24 protein-coding genes and 1 other annotated feature are annotated in these 23,723 nt (G+C 37.3%); of the genes, 2 read left to right on the top strand and 22 right to left on the bottom strand.

The window, feature by feature from the left end:
* Nucleotides 1–122: 122 nt before the first annotated feature.
* From dtd to LDK52_RS03105, 7 genes are all read right to left on the bottom strand, one after another.
* Complete coding sequence (dtd, locus tag LDK52_RS03135) at nucleotides 123–560, bottom strand: D-aminoacyl-tRNA deacylase (protein WP_277584496.1); 438 nt, start codon at nucleotides 558–560, stop codon at nucleotides 123–125.
* A 49-nt stretch (nucleotides 561–609) separates the two neighbouring features.
* Entirely contained in the window at nucleotides 610–2,802 is a 2,193-nt protein-coding gene (locus LDK52_RS03130) for a RelA/SpoT family protein (RefSeq protein WP_277584495.1), read from the bottom strand.
* A 128-nt stretch (nucleotides 2,803–2,930) separates the two neighbouring features.
* Nucleotides 2,931–3,443: an adenine phosphoribosyltransferase gene (locus LDK52_RS03125; RefSeq protein ID WP_277584494.1), complete on the bottom strand. Its 513-nt coding sequence runs from the start codon at nucleotides 3,441–3,443 to the stop codon at nucleotides 2,931–2,933.
* Nucleotides 3,434–5,788, bottom strand: coding sequence for a single-stranded-DNA-specific exonuclease RecJ (recJ, locus tag LDK52_RS03120; RefSeq protein WP_277584493.1), 2,355 nt, complete (start codon nucleotides 5,786–5,788; stop codon nucleotides 3,434–3,436). The genes LDK52_RS03125 and recJ overlap by 10 nt, the downstream gene beginning before the upstream one ends.
* A gap of 510 nt (nucleotides 5,789–6,298) precedes the next feature.
* Nucleotides 6,299–6,649, bottom strand: a complete 351-nt coding sequence (locus LDK52_RS03115) for a LapA family protein (RefSeq protein ID WP_277584492.1) — start codon at nucleotides 6,647–6,649, stop codon at nucleotides 6,299–6,301.
* An 86-nt stretch (nucleotides 6,650–6,735) separates the two neighbouring features.
* On the bottom strand, nucleotides 6,736–9,012 hold the full coding sequence (gene secDF / locus LDK52_RS03110; protein ID WP_277584491.1) for a protein translocase subunit SecDF: 2,277 nt from the start codon (nucleotides 9,010–9,012) through the stop codon (nucleotides 6,736–6,738).
* 76 nt (nucleotides 9,013–9,088) lie between these two features.
* Nucleotides 9,089–9,403 (bottom strand): post-transcriptional regulator, encoded by a 315-nt coding sequence (locus LDK52_RS03105; protein WP_277584490.1) that lies wholly within the window; start codon nucleotides 9,401–9,403, stop codon nucleotides 9,089–9,091.
* A 92-nt stretch (nucleotides 9,404–9,495) separates the two neighbouring features.
* Here LDK52_RS03105 and LDK52_RS03100 point away from each other — a divergent pair, with 92 nt between their 5' ends.
* Nucleotides 9,496–11,022: a putative polysaccharide biosynthesis protein gene (locus tag LDK52_RS03100; protein ID WP_277584489.1), complete on the top strand. Its 1,527-nt coding sequence runs from the start codon at nucleotides 9,496–9,498 to the stop codon at nucleotides 11,020–11,022.
* A 9-nt stretch (nucleotides 11,023–11,031) separates the two neighbouring features.
* Here the strand turns inward: LDK52_RS03100 and LDK52_RS03095 are convergent, their stop codons facing one another.
* The 8 genes from LDK52_RS03095 to safA form a co-directional block, all read right to left on the bottom strand.
* A complete protein-coding gene (locus LDK52_RS03095; protein ID WP_277584488.1) occupies nucleotides 11,032–11,670 on the bottom strand; it encodes a DUF421 domain-containing protein in 639 nt (212 codons plus the stop codon).
* Nucleotides 11,671–12,027: 357 nt separating this feature from the next.
* Entirely contained in the window at nucleotides 12,028–12,294 is a 267-nt protein-coding gene (gene yajC / locus LDK52_RS03090; protein WP_277584487.1) for a preprotein translocase subunit YajC, read from the bottom strand.
* Nucleotides 12,295–12,337: 43 nt separating this feature from the next.
* Nucleotides 12,338–13,477, bottom strand: a complete 1,140-nt coding sequence (gene tgt, locus LDK52_RS03085; RefSeq protein ID WP_277584486.1) for a tRNA guanosine(34) transglycosylase Tgt — start codon at nucleotides 13,475–13,477, stop codon at nucleotides 12,338–12,340.
* Entirely contained in the window at nucleotides 13,478–14,518 is a 1,041-nt protein-coding gene (gene queA / locus LDK52_RS03080) for a tRNA preQ1(34) S-adenosylmethionine ribosyltransferase-isomerase QueA (RefSeq protein WP_277584485.1), read from the bottom strand.
* Nucleotides 14,519–14,533: 15 nt separating this feature from the next.
* A complete protein-coding gene (ruvB, locus tag LDK52_RS03075) occupies nucleotides 14,534–15,544 on the bottom strand; it encodes a Holliday junction branch migration DNA helicase RuvB (RefSeq protein WP_277584484.1) in 1,011 nt (336 codons plus the stop codon).
* A gap of 21 nt (nucleotides 15,545–15,565) precedes the next feature.
* Entirely contained in the window at nucleotides 15,566–16,186 is a 621-nt protein-coding gene (ruvA, locus tag LDK52_RS03070; RefSeq protein WP_277584483.1) for a Holliday junction branch migration protein RuvA, read from the bottom strand.
* A 93-nt stretch (nucleotides 16,187–16,279) separates the two neighbouring features.
* On the bottom strand, nucleotides 16,280–17,128 hold the full coding sequence (locus LDK52_RS03065) for a phosphotransferase (protein ID WP_277584482.1): 849 nt from the start codon (nucleotides 17,126–17,128) through the stop codon (nucleotides 16,280–16,282).
* Nucleotides 17,129–17,131: 3 nt separating this feature from the next.
* Nucleotides 17,132–17,947, bottom strand: coding sequence for a SafA/ExsA family spore coat assembly protein (safA, locus tag LDK52_RS03060; protein WP_277584481.1), 816 nt, complete (start codon nucleotides 17,945–17,947; stop codon nucleotides 17,132–17,134).
* Nucleotides 17,948–18,082: 135 nt separating this feature from the next.
* Between safA and LDK52_RS03055 the strand changes: the two genes are divergently transcribed.
* Nucleotides 18,083–18,613 (top strand): transcription repressor NadR, encoded by a 531-nt coding sequence (locus LDK52_RS03055; RefSeq protein ID WP_277584480.1) that lies wholly within the window; start codon nucleotides 18,083–18,085, stop codon nucleotides 18,611–18,613.
* A 579-nt stretch (nucleotides 18,614–19,192) separates the two neighbouring features.
* Here LDK52_RS03055 and pheA read toward each other — a convergent pair.
* The 7 genes from pheA to rplU form a co-directional block, all read right to left on the bottom strand.
* Nucleotides 19,193–20,071 (bottom strand): prephenate dehydratase, encoded by an 879-nt coding sequence (gene pheA / locus LDK52_RS03050; RefSeq protein WP_277584479.1) that lies wholly within the window; start codon nucleotides 20,069–20,071, stop codon nucleotides 19,193–19,195.
* 133 nt (nucleotides 20,072–20,204) lie between these two features.
* Nucleotides 20,205–20,660, bottom strand: coding sequence for an ACT domain-containing protein (locus LDK52_RS03045; protein ID WP_277584478.1), 456 nt, complete (start codon nucleotides 20,658–20,660; stop codon nucleotides 20,205–20,207).
* Between the two features lie 18 nt (nucleotides 20,661–20,678).
* Nucleotides 20,679–21,968 (bottom strand): GTPase ObgE, encoded by a 1,290-nt coding sequence (gene obgE, locus LDK52_RS03040; RefSeq protein ID WP_277584477.1) that lies wholly within the window; start codon nucleotides 21,966–21,968, stop codon nucleotides 20,679–20,681.
* Between the two features lie 5 nt (nucleotides 21,969–21,973).
* Nucleotides 21,974–22,507 (bottom strand): Spo0B domain-containing protein, encoded by a 534-nt coding sequence (locus LDK52_RS03035; protein ID WP_277584476.1) that lies wholly within the window; start codon nucleotides 22,505–22,507, stop codon nucleotides 21,974–21,976.
* 137 nt (nucleotides 22,508–22,644) lie between these two features.
* On the bottom strand, nucleotides 22,645–22,935 hold the full coding sequence (gene rpmA / locus LDK52_RS03030; RefSeq protein WP_111437784.1) for a 50S ribosomal protein L27: 291 nt from the start codon (nucleotides 22,933–22,935) through the stop codon (nucleotides 22,645–22,647).
* 12 nt (nucleotides 22,936–22,947) lie between these two features.
* The gene (locus tag LDK52_RS03025; RefSeq protein WP_277584475.1) at nucleotides 22,948–23,283 is read right to left on the bottom strand and encodes a ribosomal-processing cysteine protease Prp; all 336 of its coding nucleotides are present in this window, start codon (nucleotides 23,281–23,283) and stop codon (nucleotides 22,948–22,950) included.
* Between the two features lies 1 nt (nucleotide 23,284).
* Complete coding sequence (gene rplU / locus LDK52_RS03020; protein WP_277584474.1) at nucleotides 23,285–23,593, bottom strand: 50S ribosomal protein L21; 309 nt, start codon at nucleotides 23,591–23,593, stop codon at nucleotides 23,285–23,287.
* A 12-nt stretch (nucleotides 23,594–23,605) separates the two neighbouring features.
* Nucleotides 23,606–23,685, bottom strand: a sequence feature (ribosomal protein L21 leader region).
* Nucleotides 23,686–23,723: the final 38 nt, after the last annotated feature.

Below are 23,723 nucleotides of genomic sequence, written 5' to 3'. Positions count from 1 at the left end.
AATCTTATAGTTGCGTACTACTCACTTAATTGATTATAGTGAAACTATTACACAGATCTACCCTTTAAAAAAGGTTGTACAAATCACTCACTAACTGAGTAATTTATACAACCTTTTTGCAGTTAAGCTTCTAACATAATTGTTACTGGACCATCGTTTGTAAATGTGACGTCCATCATAGCACCGAATACGCCAGTTTCTAGTTGTAAGCCTTTTGCTTGTAGTTTCTCATTGAAGAGTTCCCATAAAGGTTTTGCCACGTCTGGTCTAGCCGCATCAGTAAAGCTAGGTCTTCTACCTTTTTTCGTGTCGGCATATAAAGTGAATTGAGAAACCGACAAAATACTTCCCTGCACTTCTTCGATTGAGTGATTCATTTTGCCTTCCGCATCCTCAAATAAGCGTAAACCTACAACTTTCTCCACTAGATAATTTATTTCTTTTTCAGTATCAGTTGTAGTAATTCCAACTAACAATAAATAGCCATTGTCAATCTTTCCTGTGACTTGTCCATCCACGGTCACGCTTGCATTTTTACAACGTTGCAACAATACTTTCATGAAAAGTAAACTCCTTTGTACTAGGCTGCTGAAAATTTAGTACAGCACTTTAATTGATAACTCGTTGAACAGAATATATATCAGGTAATTGCTTTATTCGATCTGCTACTCTATTTAAGTGGGAAGTATTTGAAATGAGAATTGTCAAATGAATGATTGCGATATCATTTTCTGATTTACCGCTTACCGCAGCGATATTGGTTTTAGATTCATTTACCACTTGTAAAACTTCATTCAATAGGCCTGACCGATCAAAAGCAGATACTTCTATGTCAACTTGATACTCTTTTTTCGTTGGAGTGTCAGATTTTACCCACTCTACTTCAATAATCCGGGAATGAGTGTCATCGTTGTGTACATTTGGGCAATCTGCGCGATGGACGGAAACTCCACGTCCTTTTGTGATAAATCCAACTATATCATCACCTGGAACTGGGCTACAACAACGTGATAAGCGGATGAGCATATTTTCAATTCCCTTAACGATTACACCTGATTCTGTCGTTTTGTAAACAGTTGGGGTTTGCATTTCAGTTGTTATTTTCTCTAATGCTTCTTCCTGATCACGAATCTTACGCATTTTTTCTGCTAAGCGATTCACCACTTGTTGCGCAGTAATGCCATTAAAGCCTACAGCTGCATATAAATCCTCTTCACCAGAAAATGCGTATTTATCACACACACGTTTTATATTTTCTGGAGTTAGCACTTCTTTTAGATCAAAGCCTTGCGATTTAATTTCTTTTTCTACTTGTTCTTTTCCTTTGATAACGTTCTCGTCACGTAGCTGTTTCTTAAAGAACTGTTTAATCTTATTTCTAGCTTGAGAAGATTGAGCTATTTTAACCCAGTCTCTACTTGGACCAAATGATTGTTTGGACGTTAGTATTTCAATGATATCGCCTGTTTTTAATTTTGTGTCAAGTGGTACCATTTTGCCGTTCACTTTTGCACCAATTGTTTTATTGCCCACTTCTGAATGCACTCGGTAGGCAAAATCTATTGGAACAGAGCTTGCGGGTAGTTCTACAACGTCTCCTTTTGGTGTAAAAACATAGACCATATCGGAAAAGAAATCGAACTTTAAAGACTCCATAAATTCTTCTGCATTCGAGGATTCATGCTGATATTCTAGTATTTCTCTAAACCAATTCAATTGAGAATCAATCGTTTTTTTATCGGTTTCTACTTTTTTTCCTTCTTTATATGCCCAGTGTGCAGCTACACCATATTCTGCAATATTATGCATTTCTTCCGTGCGGATTTGAACTTCTAAAGGATCCCCATTTGGACCAATTACGGTCGTATGCAGAGATTGATATAAATTTTGTTTAGGCATAGCTATATAATCTTTAAAACGTCCAGGCATTGGTTTCCAAAGCGTATGAATAACTCCTAAAACGGCATAGCAATCTTTAATACTATCTACAATGATTCGCATTGCCAGTAAATCATAAATTTCGTTAAATTGTTTGTTCTGAACGACCATTTTACGATAAATACTATAAATATGCTTTGGACGACCAGAAATATCAGCTTCAACTTCCATTTCAATTAACTGTTTTCGTATATCTTCCATCACATTACTTAAATACGATTCACGTTCTGTACGTTTTTTCTTCATAAAATTAACTATTCGATAATATTGTTGAGGATTTAAGTAGCGTAAAGCAGTATCTTCTAGCTCCCATTTGATCGCAGAAATACCAAGTCGATGCGCAAGTGGTGCAAAAATTTCTAAGGTTTCATTGGATATTCTACGTTGCTTTTCTTCTGGTAGATGTTTTAACGTACGCATATTATGTAAGCGGTCCGCAAGCTTAATAAGGATAATACGTATATCCTGTGCCATTGCTATAAACATTTTGCGATGATTTTCAGCTTGCTGTTCTTCTTTAGACATGTATTTAATCTTACCCAGTTTCGTTACGCCCTCTACTAACAGAGCCACTTCTTCGTTAAATTGCTCTACTATATCTTCACGACTATATTCTGTATCTTCTACGACATCATGTAAAAAGCCCGCAGAAACGGTTTCTGGATCCATTTGAAGATCAGCAAGAATACCAGCTACTTGAATAGGATGTAGAATATAAGGTTCACCCGAATTTCGGAATTGTTCTCTATGTGCATGCTCTGCTAGCTCATAAGCTTTCTTAACAAAGTTCACATGCTCTTCATTCATGTATGTAAAGAGTGTTTCAAACACATCTTCCGCTGTCTTCACTTGATCTTTAGCCATTCCAACTCACCTGATTTCGTTTTATATTTCTAAATTAGTATTTAAACCATATTGTATAAAAAAAAGAGGGACTTGTAAAGTCCACCCTAAATAAGCTTGCTAACTGCAAACATTCAGCCATACAGTGATTAATATTGCATCAATGTACAAATATCATAGTTTTCTAATTTGTTACGGCCTTCTAAATAAGTAAGTTCTATTAAAAAGGCGCAACCAACAACTACTCCACCCAATTCTTCTACTAATCGAATTGTAGCATCTATTGTACCACCTGTCGCTAATAAATCATCCACGATTAACACACGTTGTCCTGGTTTAACTGCATCTTTGTGCATGGTTAAAACATCTTTACCATACTCTAAACCATACTCAGCACGAATAACCTCACGAGGAAGTTTTCCCTCTTTACGAACTGGTGCAAAACCAACACCAAGCGCATAAGCAACTGGACATCCAGTGATAAACCCACGTGCTTCAGGTCCTACAATTATTTCCGCATTCACTTTTTTTGCATACTCTACAATTTGGTCAGTAGCGTATTTATAGGCCGCTCCATTATCCATAATTGATGTAATATCTTTAAAACTAATGCCTGGCTTTGGCCAGTCCTCTACAGTTGTTACATATTGCTTTAAATCCATTGTTGCTCCTCCTCAGGAACGGTTTGTACTGCTATTCGCTCTTCAAACCATTGTTTCAGCTCCACATACGGCGCGTATAATAATTTTTGTTCAAGTTCCATTTGTTTTTCACGATGTTTGTAGGAAGGTGCCTCCGATAAATCCTTTTTATCTGGACTTTCATTGAGTATCAACATCCCATTGTCTATTCTAACAAAACTTAGTTCAAAAAACACCTTCGACATAAAATTAAATGTATTTTGACTCCAACCAGTATGTTTAGATAATTCGTTAATATGCTGGTTCAAGACAAAAGTTTTTCTTTTTGCTAGGAATGAAAAATACCATTTAAATTGATCTCTCGTCGGTATTCCCTCGAAATAGGAAGATTCATTCGTATAGAAGTGTGCATATATCCGTTTCCAAGAATGAGATTGCATTAGATTAATAAGAGTTTGCTCATCTTCTGGTAAATCTAAAAGTACTACATATGGGGTTTGTATAGATTGCTCCAGCAATTCACTCATTAAATAGAGTTTGTTGTCGATGGTAGAACTAAAATGCTTAATGGTATTTTCATTAAAAGCAACATACACTGTATCTTCTAAAGGTATAAGTGGTTTCCAACGATTCACTTGTCGGATTCCTCGAATATCAAAAAGCTGCCATTCATCCGTCTTTACATCCTGGATCATCAGTTGAGGTTTCTTACGTCCATTCCATTCATTGATCTGCAAATCACCGATAAAAGATAATTTGGTCGTTGGAGCTATCTCGTCTGCTAGTTGCCCTTTTCCAAATCCAATTGCATCTAAAAGGACAGCCCCCTGTTTCAATTCCATTTTCAAATGATTTTGTGCAGAGCCAATTTTACGAACAGTTGAAACTTCTACATGTTCAATGCAGTAAACTGGTTTTGCAAAACCCATTCCAAATGGAGCTAATTTTTTTAGCGATTCAATGGATTCCGTAGATATTTCATCCATCTCTAACGGTACATCAATAGATACTATAGGTATTAACTGATCTTCTGTTAAACCTGATTTAGCTTGATCATTTAGTCTTTCTCGAAACTCATCTACATTTTCCAAAGCCATCGTCATACCTGCAGCCATAGGATGTCCACCAAAGTGAGGGACAATATCTTGGTTTTTGGCAATCTCTTTATACATATGGAATCCCTCAATACTACGAGCGGATCCTTTAGCAATATTCTTTTCTTCATCAAATCCTAATACAATGGCAGGTCTATAGTATTTTTCAACCAGTTTGGAAGCAACAATACCTAACACGCCTGGATTCCAGCCGACCTTTCCTACTACAATGACACTTGGTCCAACCTGAGGTGGAAATTGCTCTAGTTGCTCCATTGCTTCATCCGTAATTTGCTTAACTATTGCTTGTCGCTCTTTATTTTTTTCATGGAGCATATTAGCCAGTGCAAGTGCATGGGTAGGATTTTCTGTTAAAAATAAATCTACACCAGGTGCAGCTTCTCCAAGTCGTCCTACCGCATTAATGCGAGGTCCAAACATAAATCCAACCGTTTCTTCGTCGATTGAACGAAGCTCTACCCCACTTACATTTGCTAATGCTTCAATAGCGACAGAATCTGTATGCTGCATTTGCTTTAAGCCTTGCTGGACTAGATAGCGATTTTCTCCGGTCAATGAAACAAGATCTGCTATAGTTCCGATTGCAACTAGATAAAAGAAATCCTTAGGAATTTCCCCAAGTAATGCATGGGCTACTTTAAAAGCTACACCTACCCCTGCTAAATATGGAAACGGATAGGTTGAATTTTCTAAACTCGGATGAATAATAATATCCGCCATTGGTAAACTCTCACCAGGTTCATGATGGTCTGTCACAATGACGTCCATACCTAAACCTTTTGCAAATTCAATCGGTTTTATACCAGAAATTCCATTATCAACGGTAATAATTAGTTTCACGCCTTCGTCATAGGCTTCTTGAAACAATCGCTCACTTGGACCATAGCCATCTATAAATCTATTTGGAATCTTATAGATAACATCAGCACCGAGTGATTCTAGTGTTTTAACCATGATCGTAATGCTTGTAATACCGTCCGCGTCATAATCTCCATAGACCATTATACGTTCTTCAGCTTCAACAGCCTTATTCACACGAGCAACTAACACTTCCATACCTGGAAGTAAAAATGGATTATGTAGTTGGTCAGCACTTGTATGTAAAAATGATTTTGCATCCTCCACTAGTTCAAATCCTCTTGATGCTAATACTTTTGCACAAACCCTCGGAATTGAAAGCTCTTTTTCTAACATTTCTACTACTTGTATATTAGGCCTAGAAACTTGCCATTTTTTTTGAGATTGAATCATTTTATTCACTTCCTTGTAATCTATTATACCTTATATGAAGTAGTAACGTTGTGAAAAAGCAGTATATCAGAGCAATACCACCCTCTTAAGAAAAACCTTGCAAAAAGGCGCATGGTCCTCTAATAACCCAAAATGTAGATAAGCCGTTGATTTCCGCTCCGAGCGGACGCTTTCCGTGGGCATGGCTTCAGCCGCTTCCCTCGCCACGCTCAGTCCAGGGTCTTCAGCTCGTGCTGTTCCCACTGGAGCCTAGCGACGGTGATAGCTCATCGCTCACACCGCGGTGGCCAACAGGATGTGGGTTATGCAATCGTTGCCGCAGGACGCGGCGAACTTAGATTGCCTTCCCTTTGAGAGGTGGCGCTCTTAGCCTTTGTTCCCTCACCTGTAACGGAAATCAGTAGTAATATTCACTTTTTAAAGTTCTGTAAACCATATGTTCACCCTTCATTTTTACCTTATCTTTCTACATATAAAAAACCTTCTGACAGTTGTCAAAAGGTTCACGCGTCAGATTGTTCTATTTTCATCTTTAATTGTCACCGGTTCATCAAAAAACTCTACAGGTTTTTCTTTGTAAGCTACTACCTCATTTTGCAAAACACCAATCGTAGCCTCCTTCTTTTCAAGCTCTTTCTCCAAGTGCTTCACTTTCCTTGATAACATAAAAGAACGATAAATTGCAACAGAGCCACTTAGTAGCGCTCCTAAAAGAGCTGAGCCTAGAATAACGAGGATTAAAGGCCATTGTGATGTACCAAAGACATAGCTGACTGGAACAGGATCAACATTGTAAATTGCAAATAAAGCAATAATAATAGCGAATAACAAACCAAATAATAATGACCATTGAAATTTCATAGTAGCACCTCTTTCTTCTAAATGTACCATAAAAAAATGGAACAGAGTATATGATGTTATACCCTGCTCCATATATTATTTAAACATTAAACGACAGGCTCATCAGAACCCCATTTTTTTTCTTCTTTCTTCACTTCAATACCGCCAGTTTTACGCATTTCTTTCACTTTCAAATCAAACCAAATTTGTGCTGCAATGTAGATAGAAGAATACGTTCCAGCTAACAATCCGATTAATAAAGCGATAGAGAAGTTACGAATTCCTTCTGCACCAAATATTAATAGAGCTACAACTACTAAAATTACAGTTAGAACTGTATTTACAGAACGCCCTAATGTTTGTCTTAGTGATTTATTGACAATTGTTGCCAACTCATCTTCTGATGTAATGGTCTTACTACGATGTAGGTTTTCTCGAATACGGTCAAACGTTACAATCGTATCATTTATAGAATAACCAACAATCGTTAAAACTGCTGCGATAAATGTAATATCCACTTCTAGACGAAGAATACTAAATACTGAAACCATTAAGAATGCATCATGAAGTAGCGAAACGATCGATGCTAGACCCATTCTCCATTCGAAACGGAAAGCAACATATATAACTATTCCAAGAGCTGCAAACATTAATGCATATATTGCATTTTTCACAAGCTCTTTTCCTACAGTATCAGAAACCGTGCTCACACTTGGTTCAACGCCAAATTGTTCAGTCATTTCTGTTTTTAATGTTTTAATTTCATCTTGTGTAAAGTCATCCTTATATCGAACTACTGCACTGTCTCCATTTTCACCGGAGATTACAATATCATCTGAAGGCAGGCCGATACTTTCAATTTTCTCCGTAACAATTGCCTGAGTTAAAGGCTGAGTAGACTCAATTTGAACTCGTGTTCCAGAAGAGAAATCAATTCCTAAATTTAACTTGAACACGCTCAACACAATAATACCTGCTATCGTCAATGTGATCGAAGCAATATAGAAGATTTTACGACTATGAACAAAATCAAAACGATCAAATTTTGTTGTTAAGTCAAGTGTAGCCACTTCTTCTTCTGGAGCGTGCATTCTTTTCTTCGGAATACCAAACCAACCTGGTTTATTATCGAAGTATCCACTATTTACTAGCAATCCTAGTAATACTCGTGAAGCCCATACAGCAGTGATGAAAATAACTAATATACTAATGATTAACAGTGTAGCAAATCCTTTTACAGAACTTGTACCGAAGAAGAATAATACTGCCGCTGCTAATAATGTTGTAATATTGGCATCAAAGATTGCAGTAAATGATTCTTTTGCTCCCGCATCAAATGCTTTTTTCACTGATTTACCAACACGTAATTCTTCTCGCACCCGCTCATAGGTTAAGATATTCGCATCTACTGCCATACCTACCCCAAGCACAATTGCCGCGATTCCTGGTAGTGTTAATACACCATTAATCCAATCAAAAATAACTAAGATTAAGAAAATATATACTACTAATGAAATAACTGCAACAACACCAGGTAAGCGATAATATGCAATCATAAAGATGAAAATTGCTGCAATACCTATAATACTAGCTAAAATTGTATTGTTTAATGCTTCTTCCCCAAATTGTGCCCCTACAGAAGTAGAGTAGATTTCTTCTAATTTAACTGGAAGAGCACCTGCATTTAAAATACCTGATAGATTTTTCGTTTCATCCACAGTAAATGCACCGGAAATTTCTACGCTATCTGAGTTGATACGTTGGGAAACTCGTGGAGCTGAAGTGAATTTTTGTTCTCCTTCAGGCTTCGATGCTTCCACTTTATATGAATCTACACCTTCTTCAAAGTCTAACCAAATAACTAGAACATTGTCTGGTGCTGGCCTTGCAGCAATTTCCGAAGTAATTTCTGCAAACTTATCGGCATCTTTTAATTCTAGCGTAACTATAGGTTGTCCTTGTTGATCAAAAGCTGCCTTAGCTCCACTTTCCTTCAAGTCCATTCCATCTAACATTACAATATCGTCAGAATCTCGGAATGTTAAATTCGCTTGTGTCGAAAGTAAATCTCTAGCGGAGTTCTGATCTTCCACACCTGCAAGTTGTACCCGAATTCGGTTGCCATCTTCAATTTGAATACTAGGCTCACTAACTCCTAGTACGTCAATACGGCTTGAGAGTGCTGAAGCTGTATCCGCCACAACATCTTCTGTTATTTTTTGCCCCTCTTTTAACTCTTTGACTTGATAAAGAACTTCAAAACCACCTTGAAGATCTAGACCTAGTTTAATATCTTTTAACACACCTGTAACCGTGGGACTGATTGTGCCTGCAAAAATAACGAGTAACAATAAAAACGCAACTATGCGTCCTCTAGTTTTCATATGTAAGTTTCCTCCTCAAAAAAAAGCAACATGTTTATTATGAAACACGTTGCGCTCACTGTCAAATCACCTTGTCTTACTTTTCTTCTAAACCCGGGTTTAATAACATTCGCAATTCCTCATGATTAATATCCGAAAACCAATTAGATGTTCTTTGATTATCAATTTGTTCAAATGTCATAAATTCTGCGGGAGAGATAGTTAGAATATCATTGATGATTTGATAGAGAGGCAAGGAAGCTACATCTTTTTTTCTCCATTTCTTCGTCACACAATATTTCCAAATATCTTTTTCTGTAACCGTGTCGTATTGATAAACGACAAACTCATTTCTTTTACTTTCTATAGCTGGTAAAACGTGCGCAAAGATATCTTCATAATTATTTTCCATAATATCGCACCCCATTTAAAGAATAATGTACTAAGCATTATGCATATTGTTATTGTATACGAAGTTCCTGTATTTGAGAAGGAAGTGTTTAATTGTCTACATTTTTAAAAGGGTCCATTTTATTAATGATCTCTATTTTTTTGTCTAAGTTTTTAGGATTTATTTATCGTATGCAGTTTGTTCGCTTAACTGGTGAAGAAACAGTGGGCATTTATATGACTGCCTATCCTGCTTTTATTTTTTTCCTTTCTTTAGTACAACTTGGTATTCCAATTGCCATGGCTAAAATTATTGCCGAATTACGAGCAAGAAATGCAAATACAGACTATTTCTCTGTTATGCGGACTTCTGTCATTGTTACCGTTATTTCTATTATAGTTTTCACACCACTATTTATCTTTGTAGCACCTTATATTTCGGGTAATCTATTAAAAAATGATGCCATTACAATGACTTTGTACGTATCTATCGCAATTGTTCCGATAGCTGCGGCAGGAGGAATATTAAAAGGATTTTTCCAAGGAATAGCACGATTAGAAGAAACAGCAGTTGCCCAATTAATGGAGCAAATCGTACGAATTATATTAATCAGTTTTCTACTTCCGTTCTTTTTAACGTCTGCTTCCCCACAAGAAGCCGCTGCTTACGCAATGATCCTTGCTTTGATCGCAGAGCTTATCGCATTGGTCTACTTGAAATGGAAATACGACAAATGGAAATCAAAACAAACATATAAAAAATCATCTAAAACGTATCCATTAACTCCACTTTTCGCTATTGCATTACCATCTTCTGGGAGCCGTCTATTCGGATCTTTTACATGGTTTTTGGAACCAATCATTTTCATCAAGGCATTAGCTATTACTGGAGTTACTGCTGTTGCTGCAACAACCCTTTATGGAGTTATATCAGGTGTTTTAGTTCCTTTGTTATTATTCCCTTCTTTCATCCCATACGCCCTATCTATTGTCCTCATACCGGCAGTTAGTGATGCATTCGCTCGGAAAAATTTCAAACTGTTAAAAGAAAGAATTCACCTTTCGCTAAAATTTTCTACATTGACGGGATGTTACGCAGCTACACTGTTTTATCTGCACGGCGGGGAGCTAGTAGAAGCCCTATTCCATGTTGAAAATGCAACTGTTTATATGAAAATTTTAGCTCCAATTTTTTTCTTTTATTATATTCAAAGTCCTTTATTTTCTATTTTGCAAGCCTTAGATAATTCAAAAGCTGCCTTTCTCAATTCCTTATATGGTGGTGTAGGAAAGCTATTGTTATTATTTTTCCTTGCTTCTCAAGCAACTATTCAAGAAAAAGGTGCGATTGTTGCGATTGGATTTGGAGTATTAATTACTTCTTTTTTACATATCGCTTCTTTAAAAGAAAAAAAAGAAGCACAAATTGGCTTCTCCTTTTTTGTCATGCCGTATGCAGTATTTTTATTAACCATCATTTCAAGACCACTGATTATTTCCATTGGCAGTTTCCCTTTAGTAGTTGATTGTCTATTCACTATGCTCTATTTAACAGTCGCTTTAGTTCTTTTTAGGCAGATTAAACGTAAAGAGGTAAGCGTTATATTTAAGATTGCTAAAACCTCTAAAAACAGATTCTGAGTGATATTGCTAAAAAGAAGTTTTTAGTTGAATGTAAAGAGTTTCATTTTCATAACTACAGTAAAATATTTTTTTATAGCTCATAATTTGTTTTTGCCCTAGCTCTTCTAACAACCATTTTTCATTTTTACCAATATGCTCTAGATGTCTTTGTTGAATTTCACCATCGATGATGAGAGGAAAAACATATTGTTCTTCTCCTTTTTTAAAGACAGATAGGTTCCCTGATGGCTCCAAAAAAGCATAGGAGACAGACTGTATAGAACCAATTTGTTGTTCTCGTAATTGTTGAAGGAGGTCATCTAAATTATAGCGTTGTTTTCTCATCTCTTTTTCAACAATGATTCCATCTCTCATAAGTATCGAAGGTTCCCCTTCCATGACATCACGAAATTTTTTACTCTTTAAGGAAAAATAGGATACACTAACTTGAATCAGAAATAAAATAATCATTGGTACAATGGCATGGAAAAGTTTACTATGAGGATCATCTAGAGAGAATGCAGCAACTTCTGCTATTAACAAAAAGACAACTAAATCAAAAATACTTAGCTCGCCTACTTCTCTTTTCCCCATCAAACGAAGAATAACTAAAATAAACCAGTACAAAAAAAATGTCCGAATAATAATTATGAGTATGTCCTGCACATAATCACCTCATGATTACTTTGTCCAAAGAAAAAGAACTTATTCATAAAAATGAATAAGTTCTTTTTCTTTTGTTTTTAATTAGTTGTCCCACGAATTTATGTAGTTTGATCCAGCGCTTATCCAAGTCTCAGTTGAGTGATTACTTTTCAAAAGCGCTTTCACATTTCTTACTGTCTAGTTCCAGCGCCTAGCCCCTCGGGTCACTTCAGGATTTCAGGGCCGCACGATGCGGTCAGTCAGTCGTTGCGACACGATGTCGCGAACTTAGACTGACTTCCACCTGCAAAGTACGCCTTTACGCGAAATCCTTCCAGTGCCTGTCGGGGCTATCATAGGCGCTTTCACATTTCGATATTACTTAGTTTCTGAAACTATTCTTCCTACTGCTACGCGCTCGAATTGTAAACGAGTTCCGTCTCCAACTATTACGAAGATCGTTTGATCATCTACTGCATCAACTTTCGCGTGTAGACCACCAACCGTGATGATATCGTCTCCACGTTTAAGATTATTTTGCATTTGTGAAGTTGTTTTTTGACGCTTTTGTGCTGGTCGAATGATAAAGAACCACATTACTCCGAACATCGCAATAATTGGTAACAAACCTACTAATGTATCCATGTATTTATTTCCCCCCTTTTTCTCTTTATCTAGTATACAAGAATCAGAAGTTTTTTGCATTTGGTTTGTTATACCCATATTCTTCAAAAAACTCTTCTTTAAAATCTAATAGACGATCTTCCCGTATTGCTTGTCTTACATTCTCCATTAATTTCATTAAGAAATGCAGGTTATGATAAGATGCTAGACGTAAACCAAATGTTTCATCCGCTTTGAATAAATGGCGAATATAAGCACGCGAATAATTTTTACATGTGTAACAATCACATTTTTCATCGATTGGTCCAAAATCACGAGCAAACTTAGCACTTTTAATAACAAGACGACCTTGATGCGTAAAGAACGTACCATTTCGAGCAATACGTGTTGGTAAAACACAGTCAAACATATCAACACCATGCATAGAGCCGGTGATTAAGGAATCAGGAGATCCAACTCCCATTAAATAACGAGGCTTGTTTTCAGGCATCATAGGCGTTGTAAATTCAAGTACACGATTCATCACATCTTTTGGTTCCCCAACAGATAATCCTCCAATTGCATATCCAGGGAAATCAAGCGAAACTAAATCCTTGGCAGACTGACGGCGTAATTCTTCATATTCTCCACCTTGGATGATTCCAAAAAGTCCTTGCTTATCTGTATTCGTGTGCGCAGTTAAACAACGCTCTGCCCAACGTGAAGTACGTTCTACAGATGCTTTCATATATTCAAAAGATGCAGGAAAAGGCGGACATTCATCAAATGCCATCATAATATCTGAGCCTAAATCATTTTGAATTTGCATGGATTTTTCAGGACTTAGGAATAATTTATCCCCATTTAAGTGATTTCGAAAATGAACACCTTCCTCTTCAATTTTACGCATATCACTTAAACTAAATACTTGGAATCCTCCTGAATCAGTAAGAATGGCACGGTCCCAGTTCATAAATTTATGAAGTCCGCCTGCTTCGCGAATAATGTCGTTTCCTGGACGAAGCCATAGATGATAGGTATTGCTAAGAATAATACCTGCACCCATCTCTTTGATCTCTTCTGGAGCCATTGTTTTTACTGTTGCTTGTGTACCTACCGGCATAAATGCAGGTGTTTCAAATGACCCGTGAGGCGTGTGTACAATACCTAATCGAGCGCCTGTTTGTTTGTCTTTTTTGATAAGTTCATACGTAACTGCTGTCATTTAAAAATTCCTTCCTTTTATAAACATTGCATCTCCAAAACTGAAAAATCGATACTTTAAGTCTACCGCTTCTTTATAGGCTTGGAGTATAAAATCCCTTGAAGTAAGTGCACTAACGAGCATTACTAAGGTAGATTTAGGTAAGTGGAAATTCGTAATCATTGCATCTATACATTTAAATTCATAACCTGGATAAATGAAGATCGACGTCCAACCACTATCTGCTTGAAGTTGTCCATCAAATTTAGTTGCCACTGTTTCCAATGTTCTTGTAGAAGTAGTTCCTACTGCAACAATCTTACCTCCCGAGGCTTTCACCTGGTTGATAACAACTGCTGTTTCTTCTGTAATTCGATAAAATTCAGAATGCATTTCATGGTCATCAATAGAATCTACACTAACCGGGCGGAAAGTTCCAAGTCCTACATGTAATGTCACAAACGCTATTTTAACACCTTTTGAGCGAATGTCATCTAATAATGCATCGGTGAAATGTAAGCCGGCTGTTGGAGCTGCTGCTGAACCTTGCTCTTTAGCGTAGACCGTTTGATAGCGATCCTTATTTTCCAACTTTTCATGAATATATGGGGGAAGCGGCATTTCACCTAATTGGTCTAATACTTCAAAAAATACACCCGTATAGTCAAAACGGAAAATCCGTCCTCCATGGTCTTTTATCTCTGTACAGACAGCTTTCAACAATCCTTCACCGAATGTAATTTCTGTACCTATTTTGACCCTTTTTGCAGGTTTCACAAGTGTCTCCCAATGATCCCCTTCTATTTGTGTCAATAAAAGGACTTCTACATTGGCTCCTGTTTCTTCTTTCGTACCCATTAGCCGAGCAGGCATTACCTTCGTGTCGTTCAAGACAAGGCAATCTCCCTCATTTAATTCGCTTAGTATTTCCTTAAAAACCGTATGTGTATACGACTGCTTTTCAAAATCTGCAATTAAAAGCTTGCTACTCGTTCGATCCAATAGGGGTGTTTGGGCAATCAGTTCTTCTGGTAATTCAAAATCAAAATCTTCTACTCTCATATAGGACATCCTTTATTATTCTTTTCTTTCCAATGGCAATGGAATTTCGAAATGTTCGTAAGCAAGTGCTGTAACAATTCTTCCTCTAGGGGAACGTTGGATAAAGCCAATTTGTAGGAGGTATGGTTCATATACATCTTCAATCGTAGTTGACTCTTCTCCAATACTTGCTGCAATAGTATCCAAGCCTACAGGACCACCTCTAAATCGTTCAATCATGGACAGAATTAGTTTATGGTCAATATGATCTAAGCCACGAGGATCTACTTGTAGCAGCTCTAATGCCTCTTGGGCAATAGTAAGCGAGATATAGCCATTTGCCCGAACCTGCGCATAATCTCGTACTCTTTTTAACAAACGGTTAGCAATACGCGGTGTACCTCTGGACCTTCTAGCGATTTCTCCCGCTGATTCGTGGTCAATGGCTGCATTAAATAACTCTGCACTACGAATCACTATGGATGTTAATGCATCTTCATCATAATAATCTAGCCGTAGCAGTACTCCAAAACGATCACGTAAAGGTGCAGATAATGCACCCGCTCTAGTAGTTGCACCTATTAACGTAAATGGAGGCAGGTCAAGTCGCACGCTTCTAGCAGCAGGTCCTTTTCCTACTACGATATCCAAGCAAAAGTCTTCCATTGCAGGATATAGCACTTCCTCAATGGAACGATTCAACCGATGAATTTCATCGATAAATAAAACATCTCCAGGCTCTAGAGAACTAACAATTGCCGCTAAGTCACCAGGACGCTCAATAGCTGGACCACTCGTCATTCGAATTTGCACGCCCATTTCATTTGCAATGACAGCAGCAAGTGTTGTTTTACCAAGTCCAGGAGGTCCGTATAAAAGACAGTGATCCAAGCTTTCACTTCTCATTTTAGCTGCTTCAATAAATATTGCTAAATTATGTTTAATTTTATCTTGCCCAATATATTGCTGAAGAAACTGGGGACGAAGAGATTGTTCAAATGGTTCGTCAAAATTGGAGATTTCGCTTGAAATGACACGTTCATCCATACCTAAAACCTCCTTTTTTGTTTATTTACCTGAAAATAATAACTGTAAAGCTTTTTTCATAAATTGATCGGTTGTTTGAAGACCAGCCTCCGCTTTAAGTAGTGGACGAATTTTAGCTAATTCTCTTTCCGAATATCCTAATGCTGTTAGTGCAAGCATAGCTTCTTCTAGTTCATGATTCGCTTCCCCATTATCGAATAAGTTTGGCCCATCCGCTTCATATTCTAGCTGCTCAAAATCTATTAAATCATTTAACTTTCCTTTTAAATCTAATATCATTTGACGAGCAGTTTTCTTTCCGACACCAGGAAACTTCACTAAAAATATTTCATCTTCCCGTTCAATCGCTTGAATGACGTGGGTCGGCTCTCCACTAGCTAATATAGCCAATGCACCCTTGGGACCAATTCCAGAAACTAATATGAGCTTTCGAAATAACTCCCTTTGGGAAAGCGTTGGAAATCCCATTAGTTGTTGTGCATCCTCGCGGACATGAAAATGTGTATATACTTGAACCATTTCCTCACTTATTCGGAAAGCGAATGGATTTGGCGTAAAAAGTTGATAACCTATTCCCTGCTGCTCTATTACTACATACTCTGGTGTTACACGAGTCACTTGTCCTTTTATGTAATCATACATCCTTTAAATCCCTCACATTTCATACTGTAATTATAGCATAACAGACAAAGAAGGCCGCTCAAAGCTCGAGCGACCAACTCATAAATAGAACGATTATAATTTACTTAAAGTATAGCATAACTGGGGCCATTCTGTTAGTGCTTTATTCGTATAGGGTATTAACTGATCGATAAATTTCTGTTTACGCTGTTTAGGTAAAGAATACGCATACAACCATTCTCGGTATAGCTCGTTTGGATACATCATCGCTTCCTTATTACGCCGAACTACTTTTTCAAGATGTGGGAATTCTTGGATAAGTGAAAGAATATCATAATCTGTTTCCGGAAGTACCCGATGCATCCATAATATATTTTCCATTTCTCTTGGACCTACCACTGCCAAATCAAAATCAATTATTTTGTAATCAGAACTGTCCGATAAAAAATTATGATGAACTACATCCCCGTGGAGTAAGGTTCGCTTTTCCATATTAAACGGTTTCATATTTCGTAATGCAACATCTCCACAAAGCAATAATAATTTTGTCTGTTTACATCCTATATGTGACTCGATGAAAAAGGAAATTTCGTTCATCTTCCATTGCCGATTCTGCCATTTGGAAATTAGATTAAAAGAATAAAATAAATGACTATCTTCCCAGTCTACGATTTTATTTGTCTCATGAATTTGACTTAGAAGAGAATAAACTGCCTTTCTGTCATCTTTAAAACTATAGGAAACCGTATGTGTACCTGTATACCATGGCTGGATAATAAAATCCTCTTGTGACGACTCAATAATTGGAAGTATAAAAGGTTTGTCGATGTATTCTAGCTCTTTATGAATTAAACGAATTTTTTCTGCCTGTTCAATGGTTGGATATTTTTTTACAGAAAATACGCCGTTTTCATTTTTCCATTTCCATACATTTTTCTTAATCTGCCGTATATACGTATTCACGTTTTAATAATGATGATAGGGATAGGGAGGACAAGGATATACAGGTACATAACAAATCTGCATACAAGGACATCCCCCGTGTTCTGCCTGGTGATGCATGTATGGAAAATGTTGAAATGGTGGGCACGGATACATCATCGGGAATGTAGGCGATTCCGGGAATTCAGGTGAAGCCTCTTCTGCCATCGGGCTTGTTAGTTGTGGTGTTGGTTGAATAGGTACTGGTTGGACAGGTGGCGGAGTTGGCGCTTTCTCCACCTCTATATCATAATTTTCTATATGATTATGGATGTGAATAGACGTGGACTCCATTAATCTCCAACCTTGTGGAGACGGAGTCATGTCAATGTCAGGGACAGGCATCATATGAAATGGGAATGTATAGGATACATTCGGTTGCTGCGGTTGTTGAGGCTGTTGTGGTTGTTGTGGTTGCTGTGGCAGTTGTGGTATTTGATATATCGGTGCTACTGGTTGCATCGGCTGGGGCATCGGTACAGGTTGCATCGGCATTGCTTTTGGTGTTGGATGCATTGGCATTGCTTTTGGTACTTGATGCATCGGCATTGCTTTATTAGGTTGATGGATTTTCACTTCCTCCTTTTTCACCATTTCTTTTTTGACTGGTCGATTGTCACTATATGGATGAGTGGTCGATTCCATTTTTTTCGAATTCGGAATAAAAATCTTCATACCAGGCACGATATATTCCGGATTAGCTAAATGCGCATTTACTTTCTTTAATTCCTCAAAAGAAACACCATAATTTCTGGAAATTTTCCACAAAGTGTCCCCTTTTACAACAATATGAGTTTGCACAGTCTTCCTCCTTCCTTCTCCTTTAAATTATGTGTACCACCTTGAAATGGTCACAGATTTTAAACAAACTACCATCCCTTCATGATAAACTTATGAATAGGAACCAAGTCATTATGCAAGTTCGGAGGGATAATCGTGAAAAAGTTAAAAGGTGGAGACCGTAGGAATTGGATTTTCTCCTATTTAAAGGAACAACATGCACCTGTGACTGGCTCAGAGTTAGCAAAGCTCGCTAATGTTAGCAGACAGGTTATTGTGAATGACGTCACATTATTAAAAGCAGCGAATACCCCTATTATGTCTACTAGCCAAGGCTATATTGTACTACCTGATAAAGAAAATACTCCATATGTACAGCGAAAAGTAGCATGTAACCATCAATCCAGTCATACAGAGGATGAGCTTTTAGCATTAGTGGATGCGGGTGTCACTGTAGAAAATGTGACGATTGAACATCCTGTTTATGGAGAAATCACTTCTTCGATCATGGTTTCTAATAGACACGATGTAGAAATGTTTTTAAAGAAAGTGCGTGATACGGACGCACCATTTTTATTGGAGCTTACATCTGGCATTCATTTGCATCTATTGTCCGCATCAACCGAAGAAATTTTAACTAGAGGTATAAGTGCCATTAGAGAAAAGGGTTATCTAATGGAAGAATAACTTTTATGATCAAAACATGTTTCTACTGTTTTCGAAGGGCTTTGGACAGACTTATCGCTATATAATTACCGTTTGATTTTTTAAAGATGCTGGTCGTGACTGACGTCACGACCAGCATCTTTTTTCTCGGTAATCTTATGGCGATTGACTTTCCGTCGCCCTTCTACAACTTTTAGAAACAGGTAAGTACATTTTAGGTTAACTAGAGAAAAGATACTTTCCTAATAATAGAGGAGAGATGATGACAGTCTAAGTACGCGACATCGTGGTGCTCCTGCGCAAAGCTCGTCGCAAAATAAAAAAACATTTCGCAACGACTGCCTGAAGATGCAATTTCGTTTGCTATTCCACTTCTTTATTGCGTAGACACTTATTATTTTTCTTTATTTCCACTATTAAAAAAGGAAATCTGCATTTTCATCTATCATTGGCATTTAGCATTTCTAATACAAAAGCAATTTCAAATTATTGTATCACTATCTAAAATTTAACCAATCTTATCATCTAAGCTATGCTTAAACTTCTTGTTGGGTGTTACACTTTTATATACATAATTACAAAAAAACGAAGCAAATCCATTTATGAACGGATTGCTTCGTTTTTTGTTTCGTATGTATAATACGAGCCTAATGATTTTACGCCACAGCCCAGTGCCTTTAACTCTTCTAGTGCACCGATCATCATTGGCTTGTTCTCGTCTTCAAGAACGTCCATGATAAAGAAATATTGCCCTAAACCTGTTTTTAATGGTCTAGACTCAATTTTACTTAAATTGAGCTGTCTCCATGCAAACACAGAAAGCACCTGATGTAAGGCTCCAGATCGATCGTCTTTTGGTAAGGTAATCATCACCGTTGTTTTCACTTGCTCTGTATGACCATTTCGTTCGATACAATGATTCTTTTTAGAGATAACAAAAAATCGTGTATGATTAAAATGGAAATCATGTATATTTTGCTCTACTATTTTCAACCCATATTCTAATGCAGCTGAAGTATTTCCAATAGCAGCGATACATAAATCTTCATTTTCAGAAACGTATTTTGCTGCTGCAGCAGTTGAGGTTGATTGCTCTAATGGTACTTTTCCAAATCGATAGTACAAATATTTATGGCATTGTGCCAAAGCATGTGGATGGGAGTAAACAGTTATTATTTCTTCCCATCTTTCCACATTTTTTGGATGCACCATTAAATGTTGCTCAATAGGAGATAATAGCTCTGCAATCACAAATAAATCCGCCTCATGAAACAAATAATCGATCGTTAACGGAACTGTGCCCTCTAACGCATTTTCTAGCGGAACAACAGCTATATCCACTTCTCCATTTGCAACAGCTTCAATACATTCAGGTATAGTACGAATTGGCACTAATACCTCTTGATAAAATAATGACTTTGCTGCTAAATGTGTAAAAGAAGCTTCTGGCCCTAGAAAAGCAACTTGTTTTGTTGTCATTAGAAAAACCTCCCTGTCTAGCTTCAGACGCCAACAGCTCGATCGCTTCAGACTTGTAGAAAAGGCAAAGGACGCCTTTTATTTCAAGTCTTCCAGCGCTTTTCGCTGCTGGACGGCGTCTTCCTCTTTTCTATTATAAAGCACCAGAGCTAATTACTTCGGCAGATTCCACAAAATCTAATCGCTTCATTTCATTTATAAATTCTTCTAATTCCCTATTCATCGCTGTTACATCCAGTGACAATGTTACACTAGCTCTTCCTTGAATAGGTATCGTTTGATGGATTGTTAACACATTACATGTGGAATCAGCCACCAATTGCAATAGCCTAGCAAGTGTCCCTTCTCTATCTTCTAATTGGAGAAAGACAGTTAAAATTCTCTCTTGAACGATCGAATGGAATGGAAAAACCGCATCACGATATTTATAAAAAGCACTCCGAGATAAATCTACCTCTTTTACAGCATCCCATATCGAAGATGCCTTCCCAGATTGAAGGAGGTGTTTTGCATCCAAGGTTTTTTGCATTGCCTCTGTCAGCACATCCTCCCGTACTAAAAAAAATCTCTGGTTCGTCACATCTTTCATGCGGCTCCCTACTTTCCTCTATTCGATGAATTCAAATTCAAATTTCAGTAATCGTACTATATCCCCATCTTTAGCTCCACGCTTACGAAGAGCATCATCGATTCCCATTCCCCGTAATTGTCTAGAGAATCTACGGATAGAATCTTCTCTACTGAAGTCAGTCATTTTAAATAATCTTTCTAATGATCCACCAGCTAATACGAAAGCCCCGTCATCATCTCTTGAAATAGTGAAATCGTCTTGTTTCGCTTGATACTTGTACATAACAGACGTTTCTGTTTCTTCTTCCACTAATTCCTCTAATGGGAATTCTGGTGCAACCTCTAACATGTCTGCTACAGCAAATAATAACTCTTGTAAACCTTGACGAGAAATTGCTGAAATTGGGAATACTTTAATATCAGATCCGATTTTTTCTTTAAATATTTTTAAGTTTTCTTCGGAATCTGGCATGTCCATTTTATTGGCTACAATAATTTGTGGTCTTTCCGTTAAACGAAGATTATATTGTTTTAGTTCATCATTAATGGTTAAGTAATCCTCGTAAGGATCGCGGCCTTCCATACCGGACATATCGATAACATGTACGATTACACGCGTACGTTCAATATGACGTAAGAACTGATGACCTAGCCCTACTCCTTCATGTGCACCTTCAATAAGACCTGGTAGATCGGCCATCGCAAAACTACGATGATCTTCTGTTTCCACCATTCCTAAGTTGGGTACAATTGTTGTAAAATGATATGGAGCAATTTTAGGCTTAGCTGCTGAAACAACGGATAATAGCGTAGATTTACCAACACTTGGGAATCCGACTAAACCAACGTCAGCTAATACTTTTAGTTCTAACTCAGCATTTAACTCAAAACCTGGCTCTCCTTTTTCAGAAAGCTCCGGAGCTGGATTTGCAGGTGTTGCGAAACGAGAGTTCCCTCTACCACCGCGGCCACCTCTTACAATAATAGCTTGTTGACCATGCTCAACTAAATCAGCTATTACTTCTCCAGTTTCTTCATTTTTAACTATTGTACCAGGTGGTACTTTAATGATCATATCATCTGCAGCGGCACCATGCATATTCTTACTACCACCATGAACTCCTCTATCCGCTTTAAAAATTCGCTTATAACGGAAATCCATTAACGTACGTAAACCTTCTTCTACTTCGAAGATAACGTTGCCACCATTTCCTCCGTCCCCACCTGCAGGACCTCCTAAAGGAACATACTTCTCACGACGGAAACCTACCATACCATCTCCGCCGTCGCCACCCCTAACATAAACCTTCACGTGATCAACAAACATTTACTTCACTCCAATCTTCCACTTGCAATTAGTTTTGCTTTTATCGAGTTGTTGGTTGCTTCTAATATTTGCAGCTGAAATAACTCTCCAGTTAGTTCATCCGTACAGTTATTATTGGTCCAATCTCCTCGAATATCTATTAGTATTTCCAAAAATTCATCTGAAATGATATGAAGTTTCAGTAACTGCTCTTGATATCCTCTAAAATGCGGGTAAATTGCTTGTACGAGTCTATCGAGATAATCTATTAAGGACTCATCGTACTTATCCGCTTTTCTATTTAGAAGAGATGTTTGAACATCTAAAGTTAATTGATTATATTTAATACTAAATGTTTGTAACCATTCATTTGTTTTATATAAGCCAATATTATTTATATCAAAAAATTGAGTGCATTTTTGGGAATATTTTCTTATTAAAGCCCTAGCTTCCTCAGGTTTACCCATATCTAAGTTCATTTGTAATAAATGCAAGTTATTTAAATAATCATGCATTGTATGACGTAGTATTTCATTTAAAGTAATCTTGTTATGATCCATAAAAGTTACACATCCCAACATTTACTATCTCTTCTAGTATAACAGGAATAGTTCTTTTATGCTTTTAGAGAATAGCTTACTTTAGGTATTTTTTAAAATCAAAAAGGACTGCATAAATGCAGTCCTTTTATTATTCATTAAGCTTCTTGAGCTACAGGATATACACTTACTTTTTTTCTGTCGCGGCCGAAACGCTCAAAGCGCACTACACCGTCAACTTTCGCAAAAAGTGTGTCATCACCACCACGTCCAACGTTTTCACCTGGATGAATTTTAGTACCGCGTTGACGGTATAAAATTGATCCACCTGATACGAATTGTCCGTCAGCACGTTTAGCGCCAAGACGTTTCGATTGAGAGTCACGACCATTACGAGTCGAACCTACTCCCTTTTTGGATGCGAAAAACTGAAGATTTAATTTTAACATATGTTCCACCTCCTACTTTTTGAAGGTTATTTTTATATACTTCGCATAATCTTGCTCGATCGTTTGTAAAGATACAATCATCGCTTCCAAAATCAGCTGTATTTGAGCAGCTTTTTCTAGATTTGATATACTTGGAACCTCGACGTATAAATAGCCTCCGTCCCCTTTTTGCGCAAGTATGGGTGTGATTCCCGTAAGAGCAATAACAGCATTCACTGCACCAAAAGATACAGCAGAAGCTCCTGCACATACTAAATCTTTTCCATGTTCCGCAAAATCAGCATGGCCTTTCATCTCGAAGGAATGAATATGACCAGATTGGTCTTTTGTTATAGTCACTCTAATCATCTTATAAACTAATAGTTTCTATTACTAATTTAGTGTATGGTTGTCTGTGACCTTGTTTTTTGTGATAGTTCTTTTTCGCTTTGTATTTGAAGACTGTAATTTTTTTAGCTTTGCCACTTTTTACAACTTTCGCTGTAACTGTAGCACCTTCCACGAATGGAACGCCAATTTTAACATCTTCTCCACCTACGAATAAAACTTTGTCAAAAGTTACAACTTCATCAGCATTAACATCTAATTTTTCAATGTAGATTTCTTGCCCTTGTTCAACTTTAACTTGTTTACCACCAGTTTCAATAATTGCGTACATACTTGCACCTCCTCTTAGAATAAGACTCGCCTTCCAAAAGGTGATTCAAAAATCGAATACTTATAACCTTTTCAGAGCGGTTGTAGCAACGGGTGCTGCTACAAACAATAACATTAAAATATTATCACAT

Source organism: Psychrobacillus antarcticus, from assembly GCF_029533155.1.
Classification (GTDB): domain Bacteria; phylum Bacillota; class Bacilli; order Bacillales_A; family Planococcaceae; genus Psychrobacillus; species Psychrobacillus antarcticus.
The sequence above is the reverse complement of the archived record's forward strand: the minus strand, read 5'-3'. Positions and strand labels throughout refer to the sequence as shown.

Coding starts and splice junctions, on each gene's coding strand:
- LDK52_RS03125 (WP_277584494.1), bottom strand. CDS start 3,443: ATGGATTTAAAGCAATATGTAACAACTGTAGAGGACTGGCCAAAGCCA.
- secDF (WP_277584491.1), bottom strand. CDS start 9,012: ATGAAAACTAGAGGACGCATAGTTGCGTTTTTATTGTTACTCGTTATT.
- LDK52_RS03130 (WP_277584495.1), bottom strand. CDS start 2,802: ATGGCTAAAGATCAAGTGAAGACAGCGGAAGATGTGTTTGAAACACTC.
- LDK52_RS03105 (WP_277584490.1), bottom strand. CDS start 9,403: ATGGAAAATAATTATGAAGATATCTTTGCGCACGTTTTACCAGCTATA.
- LDK52_RS03115 (WP_277584492.1), bottom strand. CDS start 6,649: ATGAAATTTCAATGGTCATTATTATTTGGTTTGTTATTCGCTATTATT.
- LDK52_RS03035 (WP_277584476.1), bottom strand. CDS start 22,507: ATGGATCATAACAAGATTACTTTAAATGAAATACTACGTCATACAATG.
- ruvB (WP_277584484.1), bottom strand. CDS start 15,544: ATGGATGAACGTGTCATTTCAAGCGAAATCTCCAATTTTGACGAACCA.
- rplU (WP_277584474.1), bottom strand. CDS start 23,593: ATGTACGCAATTATTGAAACTGGTGGTAAACAAGTTAAAGTTGAACAA.
- tgt (WP_277584486.1), bottom strand. CDS start 13,477: ATGACAGCAGTTACGTATGAACTTATCAAAAAAGACAAACAAACAGGC.
- dtd (WP_277584496.1), bottom strand. CDS start 560: ATGAAAGTATTGTTGCAACGTTGTAAAAATGCAAGCGTGACCGTGGAT.
- pheA (WP_277584479.1), bottom strand. CDS start 20,071: ATGACAACAAAACAAGTTGCTTTTCTAGGGCCAGAAGCTTCTTTTACA.
- queA (WP_277584485.1), bottom strand. CDS start 14,518: ATGAGAGTAGAAGATTTTGATTTTGAATTACCAGAAGAACTGATTGCC.
- obgE (WP_277584477.1), bottom strand. CDS start 21,968: ATGTTTGTTGATCACGTGAAGGTTTATGTTAGGGGTGGCGACGGCGGA.
- recJ (WP_277584493.1), bottom strand. CDS start 5,788: ATGATTCAATCTCAAAAAAAATGGCAAGTTTCTAGGCCTAATATACAA.
- LDK52_RS03025 (WP_277584475.1), bottom strand. CDS start 23,283: ATGATTAGAGTGACTATAACAAAAGACCAATCTGGTCATATTCATTCC.
- yajC (WP_277584487.1), bottom strand. CDS start 12,294: ATGGATACATTAGTAGGTTTGTTACCAATTATTGCGATGTTCGGAGTA.
- ruvA (WP_277584483.1), bottom strand. CDS start 16,186: ATGTATGATTACATAAAAGGACAAGTGACTCGTGTAACACCAGAGTAT.
- LDK52_RS03045 (WP_277584478.1), bottom strand. CDS start 20,660: ATGAAAGATGTGACGAACCAGAGATTTTTTTTAGTACGGGAGGATGTG.
- rpmA (WP_111437784.1), bottom strand. CDS start 22,935: ATGTTAAAATTAAATCTTCAGTTTTTCGCATCCAAAAAGGGAGTAGGT.